Raw genomic sequence first — 16457 nt, 5'->3', positions numbered from 1 at the left:
GATCGCTCCTTATACGTTAGCTGTCGAAGGTTTTTCGACACTAGGTTCATGATCCGTTGGATCAGCGACATCTACAGGCTTACCTTCTGGCATTTTGAGTGTTTTATAGCAGTTATAAGCCATTACAAACATACCCGATACATATAAGAAGCCACCAAATGCACGGCCAATATATGGGAAATGCGAGAATTCAACAGTATCAACGAAGCTATATACCAAAGTACCGTCTGGATTAGTAGCCAGCCACATCATGCCTTGGCCAATACCTGAGATCCACATAGATACGATATAGAAGATCGTTCCTGCAGTCGCAAGCCAGAAATGCGTGGTGATTAAGCTGATAGAGTACATCTTCGGTTTGTTATAAATACGTGGTAACAGTACGTATAGCGAACCAATCGTAATCATACCAACCCAGCCAAGTGCGCCTGAGTGTACGTGACCAACTGTCCAGTCAGTGTTATGCGATAGCGCATTCACTGTTTTGATAGACATCATTGGGCCTTCGAACGTCGACATCGCGTAGAACGACAATGCAACAATCATAAAGCGAATGATCGGATCGGTACGCAGCTTATCCCAACTACCTGATAGCGTTAGTACACCGTTAATCATACCACCCCAAGATGGTGCAAACAGGATGATTGAGAAGACCATAGCAAGAGACTGCGTCCAATCAGGAAGCGCTGAATAATGCAAATGGTGACCACCGGCCCACATATATGAAGCAATCAATGCCCAAAAGTGAACGATAGACAAACGATAAGAATAGATAGGACGACCAATCTGTACAGGAACGAAATAATACATCATTCCAAGGAAGGCTGCCGTTAAGTAAAAACCTACCGCATTATGCCCGTACCACCACTGCACCATCGCATCAGTTGCACCGCCAAATAGCGAGTAAGATTTGAACGCGCTAACTGGAATCGCCATGCTGTTTACGATGTGTAGTAATGCAATCGTAATGATGAAAGCGGCAAAGAACCAGTTAGCCACATAAATATGTGAGGTTTTACGTTTGATGAGCGTACCAAAAAATACAATGGCATAAGAGATCCATACCAAGGCAATTAGGATATCGATCGGCCACTCAAGCTCAGCGTATTCTTTAGTTGAGGTCAAACCTAGAGGAAGGGTAATAACAGCGGATACGATAACCGCTTGCCAACCCCAAAAGGTAAACCAAGCCAAATATGGCGCAAATAAACGCGTCTTACAGGTACGCTGAACGATGTAGTAAGACGTTGCGAACAGGGCAGAGCCACCGAACGCAAAGATCACCGCATTGGTATGCAGTGGTCTTAAACGACTAAAGGTCAGCCATGGAATGTCAAAGTTGAGTGCTGGCCATGCTAACTGTGAAGCAATGAACACACCAAGACTCATGCCGACGATGCCCCAAACGACAGCCATGATCGTAAAAAATCTTACGATAGTAATTTCATACTCACGGTCAACTGGGGCGACTGCTGTGTTTTGTAAACTCATTGGATGATTCCTTTACAGCCCGAATTATCAACAGAATTAACCAACAATCTATGTTGTCTGCACTATAAATACTCTCAAATTTGTATTTATACTAGCGCCAACACATGTTGTTTTTTGGCTTATTTAGCGCAATGACGTCATGAACTATCGATTTAGGCCCTTACTGTCTATTAGTTAATACTAATAAATAGAAATAGGCATTTCATACACCTTACTCAAGGTCAATCGATAGTAGGATTGTTAATAGATCATCAAGGTAAATAAGAAGACGCGCCGTTTTGAGCATCAAACATCTCATAAGGCTAAATATGTATCTTAATTATTACGAAAAAATCTGTACTAATGAAGATAGATACCCATATCTATAGGGCTATTAAAACGCATTGACCATAGATGTATGCTAGCGGCGGCTGACAAAAAACACGATTATGTAATGTTTGGTTAAAACTCCCGACTCTGTTTAAGGGTATTGTAACGCAATCCTAATTAAATATCATCAGAACTATGCGCCAAAATACAAACTCTTTGGTATAAATGTTAGCGAGCAACTTATTATTGCTGTGCTACTCCTCTATTTTATACACAATTTTGTCACTATTCTAGATGCTCATTTTGATTGAATAGGGGAAGCGCTCGCTAGACATAAGCGTAGGCTTGCAAAGAAGTTTTGTAACAATAACATTGCTGAGCCGATAAATAGGTTTTACTTCTTATCAAGTCGCCCTTTATAATGAGGCTGAACGTCATTAATGGCTATGTATTGCATAGGTCTATTGATAGCAATCATTTTAATAATTCTAATAGTTAGGCTAATAATACTTCAAGGGATATTGGCCTGATAGAATATCAATTAAGGATAATATAATATGGCAGTTTTTTTGACAGATGAATGGTTTGAGCAAGTAGAAAAAATGGGCAACGAAGCAGGTGAGTTAAATTTACCGCCAGTACTTGCCAATATGGTCGTCAATCTAAAAGTGGCTGAAGCTGATAAAACTATCGAAGCCAATTTTGCAAATGGTTTGCTGCATCGCGGTTTGAACGATAATGCAACGACGACACTGCTATTAGATCGCGATATTCTACAGTCTATCATCACGGATTTTGATACCAATCAAATCATGGGTGCGTTTATGAGTGGTAAAATCCGCGTCGAAGGCGATATGTCACAGCTAATGGCCGTACAGACTGCACGTCCAAGCGCAGAGCAAAAAGAGTTGTATACTCGCATCAAATCAATGACAACGATGGCTTAATCGCATATTTATACGAATTTTATGCTACGTTTTTGCGTTGTAAGTCAGTAAGACACAAAAAAGCCCCTAATTCATATTAGGGGCTTTTTATTGCGCAATCAAATAGGCATAAAAAGTCTTTCAAACAGTCTAGCTAGCTTTTGATTGCTGCGTCGCATTTGATTGGTTTTCTTTGTATATTGCTGCTTGTAGCCATACGTTTGCTTGGACGTAGTCATGTACTTTGATGCTATTGGTTTCAGCAGTGTTGAGCGCACCAATACGCACGACGAAAGGATCTGCATCCTGCTCACGTAGCGTCACCACGTCAAACAATATGATAGATTTACCATTAAATACGGTTTCTTGCTTGCCAAGTACTTGACCTTGACACCAAGCTTCATCTTCTTGTCCTAGTGTATCGCCAAACAAGTAAGCACACATATGACCCAAGTTGATTTCGACAGGTGCCATCTGCTCTTTGGTTTCAGGTTTCCATTCACTGATTTGCTCTTGTAGGTCATCAGGGATTTTTCCGTCATTTGCCGCCACGATGTCGTTAAAGGCACGGTGATAACGGATAGACTCTTGGTCTTCGACCATAATGACTTCGTTTTGCTCGCTTAGCTTAATTTCATGCGCCCAAGCACTAAAGTTGACATAGTAAGAGGTGTCGCGCTGATACAGATGACGGTTGGTCGTATAGAGTTGATCAAACGCATAAATGATACTGCCATCAGCAGTACGTAAACGTAACACGGCATCGTGCGAGTTATCATTGGCGATGACACGCTCAATTTTGCAGTTCAATCCGTAAGGACTATCGACACAGGGATAAGCATTGATAAAGCATTCTGGCTTACCATCTTTCATCGCCAGCACTTGATTAATATGGCATGGCTGATCTTCTGATAAAAGCAGGCAGCTGTCTTTTGCACTAACGTTGTTGTTCAGGCCTTTAGGCATCGCGGCGACTTCGATCATTTTTTGTAGCCATTTAGGCACATCATGACTCATATCATCGGTCAGAATACGCCAGTGATCGGCGTGACCTGCAGACTGCTCATCGGTCAACGTGATCTTGGTAGGAGATTGAATGTTTTTGTATTGATAATTTATGGTCATGAAAATACTCAAAATTAAGTCAGCGTGAGGTTTGTATCTAATACTATATTTGCTTGTGTACCATCCAACATTTTAAATGATTGGTTTATGATGGTCAGCGATATTATCAGTAAATAGCGAGTAAACCTCAATGAGGGGTTAATGACAATTGTCTTTAGCATATAATATATAGGTATTGGTACAGCTAATAGCAAGCCCCCTATAAAAAATAATAACAAAACCCAGTTTTTTGGTAAAAAATACTCTCAGGTGTTGCTAATGACTGGCACATATCAGCTAGTTTGTGTCAAACTAGCTCCCTTTTGACAGCTGTTATTGGCTCGTCTGACACCCTGTTTTTGTGTTTGATTTATATGTGAGCAGTAGCAACTGTATGATGCATTTACTACTGCTCGTTATGCAACCTATATAAAGTCGCACGTAGATAAGATAAAGAGTTTGAATATGTTTCGTCCTTTAGCGTTATTTATCGGCTTACGATATACCCGAGCAGAACGTAGTAATGGCTTTATCTCCTTTATATCACTCATCTCGATGATTGGTCTGACGCTTGGGGTTGCCGTATTGATTACGGTGCTATCAGTGATGAACGGCTTTGACCGTGAACTGAAAACCCGTATTTTGGGAATGGTACCGCAGGCTACTGTGGTCTCATCAGAAATTATTGGCGACTGGGAACAGCTGGCTGATCAGATCAAAGAAGACCCAGAAGTGGCAGCTGTGGCGCCATTCATTCAACTGCAAGGGATGCTGACATCAAATGGTCAGGTCGCAGGGATCATGGTGACAGGCGTCGAGCCTGAATACGAAAAAAACGTCTCTATCATCAATGAGCATATGATTGAAGGTAGTATTGACACCTTGAAAAGTGGTGACTTCAGTATCGTGTTGGGTGAGGAGATGGTGCAGTCCTTGGGTTTGCAAATAGGGGATAAAGTGACGCTGGTATTGCCAGAAGCGTCACCATCACCAGCAGGTGTGATACCGCGATTTAAGCGTTTTACTCTGACAGGTATCTTTACGATCAGCCCAGAAGTAGACAGTCTCATGGCATTTATCCCGATGGGAGATGCGGCAAAGTTACTGCGTCTGCCAGAAGGTGCGCAGGGCGTACGCATGAAGCTGAACGATATCTTTACTGCGCCGATAGCTGCGGAAAAAGCGGCTGCTATCGCACCTGAAAAGCTATATCCAAATGACTGGACACAAACCCATGGCAATCTATTTGGAGCAATTCAAATGGAAAAAGCCATGGTTGGCCTATTACTATTTTTGATCATCTTAGTTGCCGCTTTTAACATTGTCTCAAGTCTGGTTATGCTAGTGACCGATAAAAAAGCAGATATTGCAATCTTAAAAACCTTTGGTGCGTCTCCTCGTTTGATTACGCAAGTCTTTATGGTCCAAGGTGTGGTTATCGGTGTCATCGGTACTATCGCTGGTACGATATTGGGTGTGATATTTGCGCTTACAGTTAGTGATATTTTAGGCTTTATTAACCAAGCTTTTGGTCTGAACCTGTTTGATGCGTATTTTGTCAATTACTTGCCATCGCAGTTGCGTTTGTTAGATGTGGTATTAATCACAGGTGCATCGTTTGTATTGAGCTTTTTGGCAACGATTTATCCAGCGCGCCGAGCGGCTAAGATTCAGCCTGCTCAAACGCTACGCTATGAGTAATCGCAAACGCCTAAATATCGAAATAAATACCGAAATAAATAAAATAAAGGAAGCGCTATGTCTGCCATTTTAGAGGCGACCAATATCAATAAGATATATGATGAAGGCGCGGTCAGTACGCAAGTATTGACTGGTCTTGATCTGACTGTTCATGCGGGTGAGCGCATCGCTATCGTTGGAACTAGCGGTTCAGGTAAAAGTACGTTGCTACATTTGCTTGGTGGTCTAGATACGCCAACCAGTGGTGAAGTTTGGTTGCATGGTCAGTTATTAAATAGCATGAATGAAACTGAGCGCGGAGCTATGCGCAACAAGCATTTGGGCTTTATTTATCAGTTTCACCACCTTTTGGCAGAGTTTACAGCAATCGAAAACGTAGCTATGCCATTGCTGATGCGTCCAGAAGTATCAACAACTGATGCTCGTAAGCAAGCAGTTGAGATTCTAGAAAATGTCGGTCTGGAGCATCGTTTGATGCATAGACCAGGTGAGCTATCAGGTGGCGAGCGCCAACGTGTAGCGATTGCACGCGCGCTAGTGACTAAGCCATCGCTTATTTTGGCGGACGAGCCAACAGGTAACTTGGACTACGACAATGCACAAAGCGTCTTTGGCCTGTTGTCAGAGCTACAAAGCACCATGCAAACCGCGCTACTTATGGTGACGCATGATCGCAATTTGGCGGCGCTTGCTGATCGTCAGTTGTTGCTACGCAATGGGCATTGGGAGCAGTATTAATAATTTTTTATATTAGGTCGAAAAACTGACCGAAACGCCATCTATTGGCGTCTGTCATGGATATAGTGGCTATCATATTGAAAAGTTATTGTTGTATTATTAAGAAAATATATCATAGAAACTAGCGATTAAGCGGTTGTGAGCCAGCCGCCTTATCTATTTTATAAGGATGCGTAAAATGCGTGAAGATGATAATCCAATTGCGGCTTTTGGCAGTGCAGAAGAGGGTGATGAGCCGTTAAAGCCTTACATCGATCCAACTTTGTTTGAAACGCTTGATAGACAAGCGCAAACGGAGCTACTGACACCTGTGTTTGATGCCATCACTTTGGCTGGGGTTGATTACGACCTAAAAGTCCAAGATAGCGCGACAGGTAAACGTTATACGCTCTGCAAAAATGATGAAGTCATTGAGATCGTACCGATGGATAGCAACTTTACTGACAAAGTCTTAAATGCTATAGAGAACAGTAAAGAAGAATGAGCTTTGCTAGCTTACTTAGCTAGGGCGTAAGTATTATAGCCGTGTAATAAAGTTAGATTACTTATCGCTTATCAGATTCGTCAGAAGGTTTTTGCTGACGTTTCTGCCAACTAGCCACGGTTTTATAGCGCCAGATAGCCTTGAATGCTAATCCGCAAACGATGCTAGTCACTACCGCCAAAATTGTTAGCCCGATGCAAAATGCAGCAAGCGATACTGTACCGCGATAAGTAATGAACGGATTGGCACCATTTGATAATGCCCATAAGCTAAAATCAGCAATCATTCTACCGATGAATCGCAAGCTAATCATAGGTGCATCAATGATCTTTGCACCGATATAGTATCCAGCATAAAAGATGGGCAAGCTAGTGACTGGGTTAGTAATCCATGTCAAACCAAGCGCCATAGGAACATTGGCACGAAAAATAAGCGAGCCAATAAGTGCCAGTAACATCTGTCCTGGCAGCGGAAAAAATGCACTTAGTACACCGATATAGACGGCCTTATTTAGGCTGTGTCGATTGAAATGCCATAACCTTGGATCAGCCAAGTGCGGTGCAAACAGCTTTAAAGTGCGACTTTCTAAGATTTTCTCTGGTGTAGGAAGTAGGTCTTTTAGACGTTTTTGGGGCACAGGATCGCCTTTAATCATTAACTACAGTCTACTCAATAGTATTGAGAAGCTGGTATAAAGTAATATATAGTGAGTAGGATAAAGATTAGAACACACAGAATGGTGGTGTCAGATAGTTACCACCTAATACGTTGCCTCAGTATAGGGTAATATAAATATAAATGCTATTGCATCGCGTACCATTTGCTATAGTAAGTAACCATATTTGGCCGAATAATATTTAAGTCATCAAGCAAGGAGTGCTGGTGTACTGGTTGATTGGTAGCCTCATAATTATAGTTATGATGGGCGTATTGGCAGTCGCAGATAATGTGATAATGCCAACTGATTTGTCTTTGCTAGAGACAGTTGGTACCTCTAATCTGTCGTTGGCACTGACTATATTTGCCACAATTCTGTTGGCGTCTGCTCAATTTAACATACCCTCGATAGACAGCCACAACGCTGATAGCAATACCTCTAACAACACATCTCGTCATATTAAACTTCCTTTCCGAATTATTAGATACTTAGTCTTAGCTCTACTAGCGACTGCGTTAGTGATAGGCAGCGCACTGCAAGCTTTGGTTACTCATCAACAAGCAGAAACCACTGAAATAACTGCACCGATACGAGTACAAGCACTCGTGCGTATCGAAGGGTTGAGCGACAGTGTTTATGATGCCACTACAGACAGCGGGTATCGCCAAGTAGCGGTGATAACGAATATCGCTCCATTAGTCGCTGAGCTAACGCCCCAAGAGTTAGCAACTAAAACATCCGACTACTTAGATGCAAATAAAAATAGCCTAAGCACTAATCACGATGTTAATCCCAATGAAGTTAGTCTCAAAGTTAGCGAACACCGAGTCCTACTTAACGCCTATCCAAGAAAGTCTGCAAATGATAGCCAGTTTGTAGCCTTAAACGATTTGCAGCCCGGTGATGAGATATTCATGAGCCTAGCACTGGCGCCGTTAGCTACTTCTGAGCAAGCAGTCAATAACCCTACTGGCTTTGACAGTTATCGCTGGTTACGAGGTCGGCATATTGATGGCGTTGCAAATATTTTGGCCGTTAGCCCTACATTGGTAAATAGTAGCGAAATTAGCAATGAAATCAGCGATAAAAAATATTCGAAGCAGTCGCTAGACTCTGATTCATATCTTCAGCGCTTTCGTACTCGTATCGATCAGGGGCGTTGGCGATTACGACAGCATTTCTATCAAGACTGGTCAGCACAAACGATAGCAGAACAACAAGCGAAAGCCGTGACATTAAGTCTTCTCACGGGTGATCGTAGCTTGATTAATCGTGATACTAAGGACTTATATCAACTGGCGGGTATCTCACATCTGCTCGCTATTTCAGGCACGCACGTACTGTTTTTGGCTATTGTATTGGCAGGCATAGTTGTACTGCTGTTTGATCGTAATTATTCAGCGATTTATCGTCGTATTCCGCGTTGGCAAGTGCGCTGGTGGGTAATGATTGGTGCTGCTTTTATTTATGCGCTATTTACTGGTTTTGACGTACCTGCTGCTCGTACGGCCTGGATGTTATTAGCGATTGGATTCGTCAGATTGATATTGCTTCCTATCAGTACGATGCGCGTGCTATTGGCATTTGCTATATTGATGGCTTGGCGTGACCCTTACGTATTATGGCAGGCGGGATACTGGCTATCTTTTATTGCAGTGGCGTTATTACTCAAGTATGACGATAAGTCGTATCAGCATCAGACTACTGCTGCAACGACTATATACGATGATAAGCCGCGTACTCATATCAATAACGCGCTATCTAACCGTGTTTGGCAAATGATTAAGCGTGTGTTTAAACTACAGTTTTGGCTGTTTTTGACCTTACTCCCTGTTACTTTGCTTTTATTCGGTAAGGCGTCGTTATGGGGTCTTTTTATCAATTTATTTGCTATTGGACTATTTGGTTGGGTGATTGTACCGCTCAATTTATTAGCAGGACTGTGTTACCTTTTAATGCCGAGTATTGCTGATATTCTTTGGATGGTTATTAGTACGATTGTCGGTCATCTACATGATTTAATGATTTGGCTGACGTCATTGCCAGCGCTATCGGATGCGTGGCTCTATACACCAGTTAATATCGCGATACTATCGATGGCTTTGCTAAGTGCATTGCCTTGGCTGCTGCCACGAGGTTTACTCAGCCGTTGGTTGATGTTGCCACCATTAACGTTACTGATGATGACAGTGTATGCCAATCAGCAGTCACTGGTAACTGTATCGACCCTATATATTTTGCCAACGGGTGATTCGTATATAACGGCAGCATTGCTACAATATCCTACCGTCAATGAAGACAATACCAATTGGTTGTTCTTAGCTGACCATAGACCAGCCTCTACACGAACGATGCCCAGCAGCCTGACAGCAGACAAATTATCTGAAAATTTAGAGCAGCAACTGGGCAGCTTATCTGTCAATAAGTTAGAGAGTATTGTTGTACAGAGCAGCAGTGACGGCCTGACTGATACGTTAATTCCTGACGATAAGAATATTGCTAATACTAAAAATTCTGAACTACTACCGATGACTGTTGCTCAATTAAATGACCGTTTAGCCATTAGCCAATATTGGCAAGCAGGGCGCTCTGATCGTTGGTCTGCATTTCAGCAAGCCTATAAAACAGTTAGGCAATCTGAAGATACGCCCACTATCAGTGCTCAACGTTGTGAGCAAGGAAAAATATGGCAGTCGACTAACGATGAATTGTCAGTGCAGGTCATCACTGGTTGGACCAAGATAGGTGATACTAGCGTTTGGGACTGTACGATTGCTCTTGATACTAATCTGCCTATACGCGTTCTGAGATACAATGCGGCAGACCCACTCAATTCGTTACCTGTCAATTCACCTGTCAGCCCTCAAGCACAAGTAGCATCTAACCAGTTAACTGGCAAACAGTCAGAGTCTTTCCAGTCGCGTTTGATTTTAAATGCTGACACTCATCAACGCGTTTGGCAACTGTGGTCATTACTATGTTCAGTTGAATCGAATAATGATGACATGCTATTCAAAAATACACGTTGGCTTGGTCATAGTACCTCGCAAATTACAGCTGATGCCATAAGTCGTCAAAGAGTCGATGAAGTTATAACCTATGATAATAAACCCTTAGACGCGGCATTATTGCTAAACAACTAAATCGCTAAATAACATTAATAGCACTCCCAATGCCGAAACTACTAACCCTCAAAAATAAGGCTTATATTATCAGTGTTACAATATAGTGATATTTCACAGTTATACTATTGAACCATTATCGAAATACCACCATACTTAGCAGCCTATTAATACAGGTCACAGATACTGTGAGACAGTATCAGTCAGGTATACACCACTGTTCTAGCTGTATTTCTCGACAACCTCATTTCATTGTTTTAGATTGTTTCTAACTTAGGAAGTTATATGCCCAACTGGCCACCAGACCCTAACAAACGTCCTGATAACTCGGCAAATCAGTCAACGCAACTGCAGCAACCAAGCCCGCCAAGTGGACAAGAATGGAAGGTGCTGGAAAACACGTTATTAGCGAGTGTGGTTGAGCAGCGCCGCGCTCGTCGTTGGAGTATCTTTTTTAAACTATTGACCTTTGGTTATATCTTATTGATATTTTTGACCCTTGGTCGTGGTTGCAGCAGTACGCCAACAGGTATGGACGCAGTCGATACTAGCGATCCACATTTGGCAGTGGTTGAGCTGCAAGGTGTCATCAGTAATGACGATGTGGCTAATGCGTATGATGTCAATGAAGCATTGAGAGACGCTTTTTCAAACAGTAACTCAAAAGCAGTGGCATTGGACATTAACTCACCTGGCGGTTCACCGGTACAGTCTGATGAGATTTGGCAGACCATGATGGACTTACGCCAAGAATACCCAGACAAAAAGCTTTATGCGGTGATTGGTGATATCGGTGCTTCAGGTGCTTATTATATTGCGTCTGCCGCAGATGAGATTTATGTCAATCCGTCAAGTTTAGTTGGCTCTATCGGTGTCATTATGCCAAGCTACAACGTCAAAGGCTTGATGGACAAAGTTGGTGTAGAAGATCGTACGATTACGGCTGGTGAGTATAAAGATATCTTAAGCTTATCTCGTCCGTTGACTGACTATGAAGAAAATCATGTTGAAAAAGTACTAGCAAACACGCACAAGCATTTTATCAATGCTGTCAAAGAAGGGCGCGGCGACCGTCTGAAAAATCCTGAGCAAAACAAACTGTTCTCAGGGCTATTCTGGACAGGTGAGCAGTCTATTGAGCTAGGCCTAGCAGACAAAACAGGTAGTATCACAAGTCTAAGTAAGCAACTAGATCTAGATACTATCATTAGCTATAGCCCAACTGATCCGTTCCAAATGTTTATGGACCGTTTTGCAGTGAAATTAGGTGCAGGTATTGGCTCTAGCGTTAGTCTTGATGTATTGCCACAAGAAAGCAACACTGGACAGATGCGTTAAGCGTTTTATGTTTTAGATATAATGTGTATGATTGTTAAGGCTGAGCATATAATTGTGCTCAGCCTTAATTGTATGTAATACCAGATAAGAAACCTTGGCCCAAGTGATAGCCTGATTAAATTGGCTATACAACTATAACCATCGAACACAGTCGTCAAATTTGCCATATAAACATAGTTGATTTTGAAGGGATTAGTTTTGATGCTGTTGATTTTAATAAGGGTACAAGGTTCAATCATTAAAATAATATATAACATAAACGATCCCACGAGAGTCTGTCATGAGTGATGAAATAAATTTGCAGTCTTTTGCTAAACTGCCTGTCTCTAAAATAACCAATAAACCTGTGCTGCATTTTGCCCATGCTAATGGAATGCCAAGCGCGGTATATGAACCGTTTTTTGAAGGTTTATCAGAATTTTTTACGATTGAGTATATTGCGATGTTGGGTGATACGCCTGATTATCCGGTGGACGATCATTGGCGTAGTCTAACGCAGCAAATTATTGATAGCGTAAACAGTGCCTGCAAAAAGCATGGCGTTGCACAGGTAGTAGGATTAGGGCATTCGCTTGGGGCCATGTGTACCTTGCAGGCCACGTATCGTCAGCCTGAACTGTTTGCACAAGCAGTACTTATGGATCCGCCTTGGATTTATGGCAAAGTCAGCTTGTTGTGGCATTTAGCAAAAACAGCAGATAGATTGCCACTTATGAATAACCGCTTGATGGACAAACTGTCACCAGCTGGCGTGTCTAAGCATCGCCGTGATGTGTGGGATAGCCGGGATGAAGCATATGAGAAAATGCGACATAAAGGGTTTTTTAAGAATTTTAATGAGCGTAGCTTTCAAGGATATATCGATCATGGCTTGCATGAGCGCGCGGATGGCAAAGTGACATTGGCTATCCCTAAAGCTAGCGAAGTTGCTGTGTTCCGTACCAATCCATCTTGGTATTGGCTGGCACCGAATCGTGGTCCTAAAGTGCCTGTAACTTTAATCATTGGTCAAGACAGTATCTTTTTGAAACGTCGCTTTCCGCAGCAGATAAAATTGCGCTTGGGTATTCCTTATGAGACTCACGAAGGAGGACATATGTTCCCACTTGAGCATCCAGAGTCTGTCTCAATGCAGGTGCTAGGATTGATCAAGCAGCAACTGTCAAAATAAATGCAACATACCATCAGTCATGCTTGTAATAAATATGAGCTGCCAGAGTATTTTTAAGTGACGCCTTTATGCCAAAAAACCTAACTGCGCCATCTAGTACGACTGCCTCACCTAAGTCTCTGCCGCTATTTTCGCGTGTGGGTACATTCGTGCTAACAGTAGGAATGGTGCTTGCGTTTTTTATCAGCCAGTTGGTAGGTGTTTATGTCGCTGGCAAGCTGGTATTACCTGCCGATGAAAGGACATCGATAGGGCAGATATTCTATTTTGGTAGTAATGATGGAACAGTTGTGAGCCTGTCTATACTCATCGGCTGTGTATTGCTAGTGGCAATTAGCATGCTTATCATTCGTTTAAAAGGTGGCAGTCTGCGTCAATATCTAGCCTTAAAGCCGTTCTCACTGTCGGCAGGTATAGGCATGCTTGGGCTACTACTGATATTTATGATTGCCAGTCAGGCGCTGACTTATATGCTGGACATGACGCCGCTGGTATTTGTAGATCCGTTGTATCAGTCTGTTAGTTCAGTGTGGCTGCTGGTCTTTGCAATGGTCGTGGTTGCACCTATTTACGAAGAAGTGGTTTTTCGTGGCATATTATGGTCAGCCATCAAAGAGCAGTTCACCGCACCGTCATACTCTGTGCATCACGGTGCGATAGTAGCAAGTATCGTGACCAGTTTGATATTTGCCACTATCCATGTGCAGTATGGCATTTATGAAATCAGTACTATTGTGGTTTTGGCATTCATATTTTGTTATGCACGTATCAAGTCAGGGTCGCTATTACTGCCAATCGTATTACATATCATTAATAATGGCGCAGCGATGTGGCAGTATCTTGCGCAAGCGGCGTAGATAACATGCTAGCCACGATAATGGATAGCATGTGAATTCTATCAAGCCAGTTATATCAGCATTTAGCTATGCGTCAGGATTTAACAATAATACTTCATCGGCTGCTCGTTTAATGTCATCGAGCGTGAGCTGAGGTTTGCCGCTCAATGCTTGCCGCCATTTGCGTGCACCCATCAACCCTTGAAACAATCCTAGATAATGCCGTGTCATCGTGGGTAGTGCTTCGCCTTTGGCGATTTGTTCTTGTAGATAAGGGTAGAGCTGCTCTAAAATCTCTGAGCGCTTAGGTATCGCGTCGGGTGCTGCCTCGTTCCATAAGCTATTGGCTTCTGCTAATAGATACGGGTTGTGATAAAACGCCCGACCAATCATCACGCCATCGATATGTTGCAAATGCATTTTTATGTCTTCAATGGTATCAATACCGCCATTGATCTCAATATCCAGCTCAGGAAAGTCTTGTTTTAGACGATAGACATCCTCGTAACGTAACGGTGGTATCTCGCGGTTTTGCTTAGGACTCAGCCCTTGTAGCCACGCGGTACGTGCATGAACGATAAAACGCGTACAGCCAGCAGTCGCAACGGTCTGCACAAAATCCACCATAAACTCGTAACTGTCAAAATCATCGATACCGATACGGTGTTTGACCGTCACGGGGATATCGACTGCAGCTTGCATGTGCTTGACCAAGTCAGCCACCGTTTTTGGCTCTGCCATTAGACAGGCACCTATCTTGTTGTGTTGCACACGATCAGAAGGGCAACCAACATTGATATTGACTTCATCATAGCCGTATTGCTGAGCAAATTCGGCGCATTGTGTCATCTCACTGATATCTGCTCCGCCAAGCTGCAATACCAGTGGATGCTCAAGTGTGTCAAAGCGTAGGTGCCGTGCGCGGTTACCGTGTATCAATGCACCGGTGCTAATCATTTCGGTATACAGGTACGTGTGCGGGTTAAATAGTCGCGCAAAGTAACGATAGTCTGTCGTTGTCCAATCAATCATAGGAGCGACTGATAGGCGTTTGTTGGTCATATCAACCATGGTTATCAAGCCTTAATATCTGTGTCTTAAACAAATGGATAAGGTGCAATGAGATGTCTCATTGCACCTTAGTTTTAAACATCGTTCGAATTAGTGACTGATCTATTATTTATAAAATAACATGATCAATCTTTTTGAATTCAGGCAAATTATAGAAATAAAGCCCCATGATAATACCGATAAAGCCAATAAAGGCAATGTATAGTGCTGGTGAAAAGCTTACTAAAGTTGTGGCATAACCAAGACCAAAAGGTATCAGTACACCAACGATACCGTAGGTCACATTATAACAAAAAGAGATACCTGTGAGACGCACGTTGGTTGGAAACAATTGCACCAAGATAGCAGGAACCATACCGACAATACCAGCACAGAATCCCAAAAGCGCGTACATAATTAAAATGTAATCGCCACCTGCTTGTAGATGATAAAAGAAGGCTAGTATTTGAGCAATGAGGAGTATCGAACCAATTACTAGAACCTTACCAAAATTCTCATGATTAGAAATTATCCCATAGAATATACAGCCAAAAATCATAAATACGATGCCCAAGCTATGGGAGAATCCAAACAAATCGCTGTCTAACGTAAAGTTTATCTCTATCAAGTCTGGCAATAGTAGAACAACCACAGAGGTAATGCTAGAAATCACTAACGTCAGCACCATGCCGACAAACACAGAGTGTTTGCAGTGTTTAAAGAGTATGGTAAGCGGCTTGCCTGAGTTTTTGCCGGCATTTAATTTTGTAAGTGCCAGAAAAAAGGGTGTTTCTCCGATGAATCGCCAAAATAAGAGTGGTAAGAAACTAAGAGCCGCCGCTACTAAAAATGGTAAACGCCAACCATAATCAGTTAGCTCAGTCGTCGTCATAAAGCTAGATAACCACATAAAAAAGGCATTTGAAAACAGCACACCTACAAAGAAGCTAGCAGTCGCATAGCTACAGGCAACTGACAGATATTGTCTGGGCACATGCTCTGCTACAAATACCCAAGATAGCGGTACATAAAGACCAAACGCCATACCCTGTATGATTCTTAACAATATAAATAAGGCAGGCGCAGCAGCCCCCCATTGTGCATAAGTGGGTAAAAATGCCATTGCTAGGAGACTACATGCGGTAACTATTATACTTAGCAATAAAACTGGCTTTCTACCTTTTATATCACCATAACGACCGATGAGAACACCTCCGATTGGACGTGCTAAATAACCGATAACAAAAAGCCCCATTCCTTGCAGTTTAGCAACTCTAGGGTCAGCATTAGCAGGAAAAATCGCCGCTGAAACAATATCTGAGATATACAAGTAAATCAAAAAATCAAAAAAGATTACAGCGCTGATAAAGCTTACGAATATGACTGTATTTTTGTCTTTTTTAGACATCAGGGCGTATTGAGAACGAGTCGGCATAATAGATCACATATCCACAGAGTAAAGTGGTCATTAAGACGATCATCGTTTGGATAACCGGCCATGGTAAAAACGGCAAATCAAGATATATAAA

13 protein-coding genes are annotated in these 16457 nt (G+C 42.4%); 8 read left to right on the top strand and 5 right to left on the bottom strand.

Annotated elements, in window-relative coordinates; genetic code table 11:
* Window positions 1–9: 9 nt before the first annotated feature.
* The gene (gene ccoN / locus QO187_RS05540; protein WP_057760799.1) at window positions 10–1491 is read right to left on the bottom strand and encodes a cytochrome-c oxidase, cbb3-type subunit I; all 1482 of its coding nucleotides are present in this window, start codon (window positions 1489–1491) and stop codon (window positions 10–12) included.
* Between the two features lie 866 nt (window positions 1492–2357).
* Here ccoN and QO187_RS05535 point away from each other — a divergent pair.
* Window positions 2358–2747 carry an SCP2 sterol-binding domain-containing protein gene (locus QO187_RS05535; protein WP_057760797.1) on the top strand — a complete coding sequence of 130 codons (390 nt, stop codon included), beginning with the start codon at window positions 2358–2360 and terminating at the stop codon, window positions 2745–2747.
* A gap of 129 nt (window positions 2748–2876) precedes the next feature.
* Here the strand turns inward: QO187_RS05535 and QO187_RS05530 are convergent, their stop codons facing one another.
* A complete protein-coding gene (locus tag QO187_RS05530; protein ID WP_102093630.1) occupies window positions 2877–3851 on the bottom strand; it encodes a hypothetical protein in 975 nt (324 codons plus the stop codon).
* 444 nt (window positions 3852–4295) lie between these two features.
* On the opposite strand from QO187_RS05530, the gene QO187_RS05525 reads away from it, so the two are divergent.
* From QO187_RS05525 to QO187_RS05515, 3 genes are all read left to right on the top strand, one after another.
* The gene (locus QO187_RS05525; RefSeq protein ID WP_102092330.1) at window positions 4296–5531 is read left to right on the top strand and encodes a lipoprotein-releasing ABC transporter permease subunit; all 1236 of its coding nucleotides are present in this window, start codon (window positions 4296–4298) and stop codon (window positions 5529–5531) included.
* Between the two features lie 57 nt (window positions 5532–5588).
* Window positions 5589–6269 carry a lipoprotein-releasing ABC transporter ATP-binding protein LolD gene (lolD, locus tag QO187_RS05520; protein ID WP_057760792.1) on the top strand — a complete coding sequence of 227 codons (681 nt, stop codon included), beginning with the start codon at window positions 5589–5591 and terminating at the stop codon, window positions 6267–6269.
* A gap of 178 nt (window positions 6270–6447) precedes the next feature.
* Entirely contained in the window at window positions 6448–6753 is a 306-nt protein-coding gene (locus QO187_RS05515; RefSeq protein WP_057760791.1) for a hypothetical protein, read from the top strand.
* A gap of 61 nt (window positions 6754–6814) precedes the next feature.
* On the opposite strand, the gene QO187_RS05510 is transcribed toward QO187_RS05515, so the two are convergent.
* Complete coding sequence (locus QO187_RS05510) at window positions 6815–7390, bottom strand: DUF2062 domain-containing protein (RefSeq protein WP_228153190.1); 576 nt, start codon at window positions 7388–7390, stop codon at window positions 6815–6817.
* A gap of 245 nt (window positions 7391–7635) precedes the next feature.
* Between QO187_RS05510 and QO187_RS05505 the strand changes: the two genes are divergently transcribed.
* The 4 genes from QO187_RS05505 (at window position 7636) to QO187_RS05490 (ending at window position 13899) form a co-directional block, all read left to right on the top strand.
* On the top strand, window positions 7636–10554 hold the full coding sequence (locus tag QO187_RS05505; RefSeq protein ID WP_228153191.1) for a ComEC/Rec2 family competence protein: 2919 nt from the start codon (window positions 7636–7638) through the stop codon (window positions 10552–10554).
* A gap of 264 nt (window positions 10555–10818) precedes the next feature.
* Window positions 10819–11871: a signal peptide peptidase SppA gene (gene sppA / locus QO187_RS05500; protein ID WP_102093633.1), complete on the top strand. Its 1053-nt coding sequence runs from the start codon at window positions 10819–10821 to the stop codon at window positions 11869–11871.
* A gap of 280 nt (window positions 11872–12151) precedes the next feature.
* A complete protein-coding gene (locus QO187_RS05495; RefSeq protein ID WP_102093634.1) occupies window positions 12152–13042 on the top strand; it encodes an alpha/beta fold hydrolase in 891 nt (296 codons plus the stop codon).
* Window positions 13043–13110: 68 nt separating this feature from the next.
* Complete coding sequence (locus tag QO187_RS05490) at window positions 13111–13899, top strand: CPBP family intramembrane glutamic endopeptidase (RefSeq protein ID WP_228153192.1); 789 nt, start codon at window positions 13111–13113, stop codon at window positions 13897–13899.
* 66 nt (window positions 13900–13965) lie between these two features.
* Here the strand turns inward: QO187_RS05490 and dusA are convergent, their stop codons facing one another.
* Both dusA and QO187_RS05480 read right to left on the bottom strand, forming a co-directional pair.
* Window positions 13966–14949 carry a tRNA dihydrouridine(20/20a) synthase DusA gene (gene dusA / locus QO187_RS05485; RefSeq protein WP_102093635.1) on the bottom strand — a complete coding sequence of 328 codons (984 nt, stop codon included), beginning with the start codon at window positions 14947–14949 and terminating at the stop codon, window positions 13966–13968.
* A gap of 109 nt (window positions 14950–15058) precedes the next feature.
* Window positions 15059–16363, bottom strand: coding sequence for an MFS transporter (locus QO187_RS05480; protein ID WP_102093637.1), 1305 nt, complete (start codon window positions 16361–16363; stop codon window positions 15059–15061).
* Window positions 16364–16457 lie beyond the last annotated feature (94 nt).

Origin of the sequence: Psychrobacter sp. Arc9 (genome assembly GCF_041431295.1) — a bacterium.
Taxonomy (GTDB): domain Bacteria; phylum Pseudomonadota; class Gammaproteobacteria; order Pseudomonadales; family Moraxellaceae; genus Psychrobacter.
The sequence above is the reverse complement of the archived record's forward strand: the minus strand, read 5'-3'. Positions and strand labels throughout refer to the sequence as shown.

Excerpts from the sequence above, each read along its gene's own strand:
- ccoN (WP_057760799.1), bottom strand. The coding sequence starts at position 1,491 with ATGAGTTTACAAAACACAGCAGTCGCCCCAGTTGACCGTGAGTATGAA.
- QO187_RS05535 (WP_057760797.1), top strand. The coding sequence starts at position 2,358 with ATGGCAGTTTTTTTGACAGATGAATGGTTTGAGCAAGTAGAAAAAATG.
- QO187_RS05530 (WP_102093630.1), bottom strand. The coding sequence starts at position 3,851 with ATGACCATAAATTATCAATACAAAAACATTCAATCTCCTACCAAGATC.
- QO187_RS05525 (WP_102092330.1), top strand. The coding sequence starts at position 4,296 with ATGTTTCGTCCTTTAGCGTTATTTATCGGCTTACGATATACCCGAGCA.
- lolD (WP_057760792.1), top strand. The coding sequence starts at position 5,589 with ATGTCTGCCATTTTAGAGGCGACCAATATCAATAAGATATATGATGAA.
- QO187_RS05515 (WP_057760791.1), top strand. The coding sequence starts at position 6,448 with ATGCGTGAAGATGATAATCCAATTGCGGCTTTTGGCAGTGCAGAAGAG.
- sppA (WP_102093633.1), top strand. The coding sequence starts at position 10,819 with ATGCCCAACTGGCCACCAGACCCTAACAAACGTCCTGATAACTCGGCA.
- QO187_RS05495 (WP_102093634.1), top strand. The coding sequence starts at position 12,152 with ATGAGTGATGAAATAAATTTGCAGTCTTTTGCTAAACTGCCTGTCTCT.
- QO187_RS05490 (WP_228153192.1), top strand. The coding sequence starts at position 13,111 with ATGCCAAAAAACCTAACTGCGCCATCTAGTACGACTGCCTCACCTAAG.
- dusA (WP_102093635.1), bottom strand. The coding sequence starts at position 14,949 with ATGGTTGATATGACCAACAAACGCCTATCAGTCGCTCCTATGATTGAT.
- QO187_RS05480 (WP_102093637.1), bottom strand. The coding sequence starts at position 16,363 with ATGCCGACTCGTTCTCAATACGCCCTGATGTCTAAAAAAGACAAAAAT.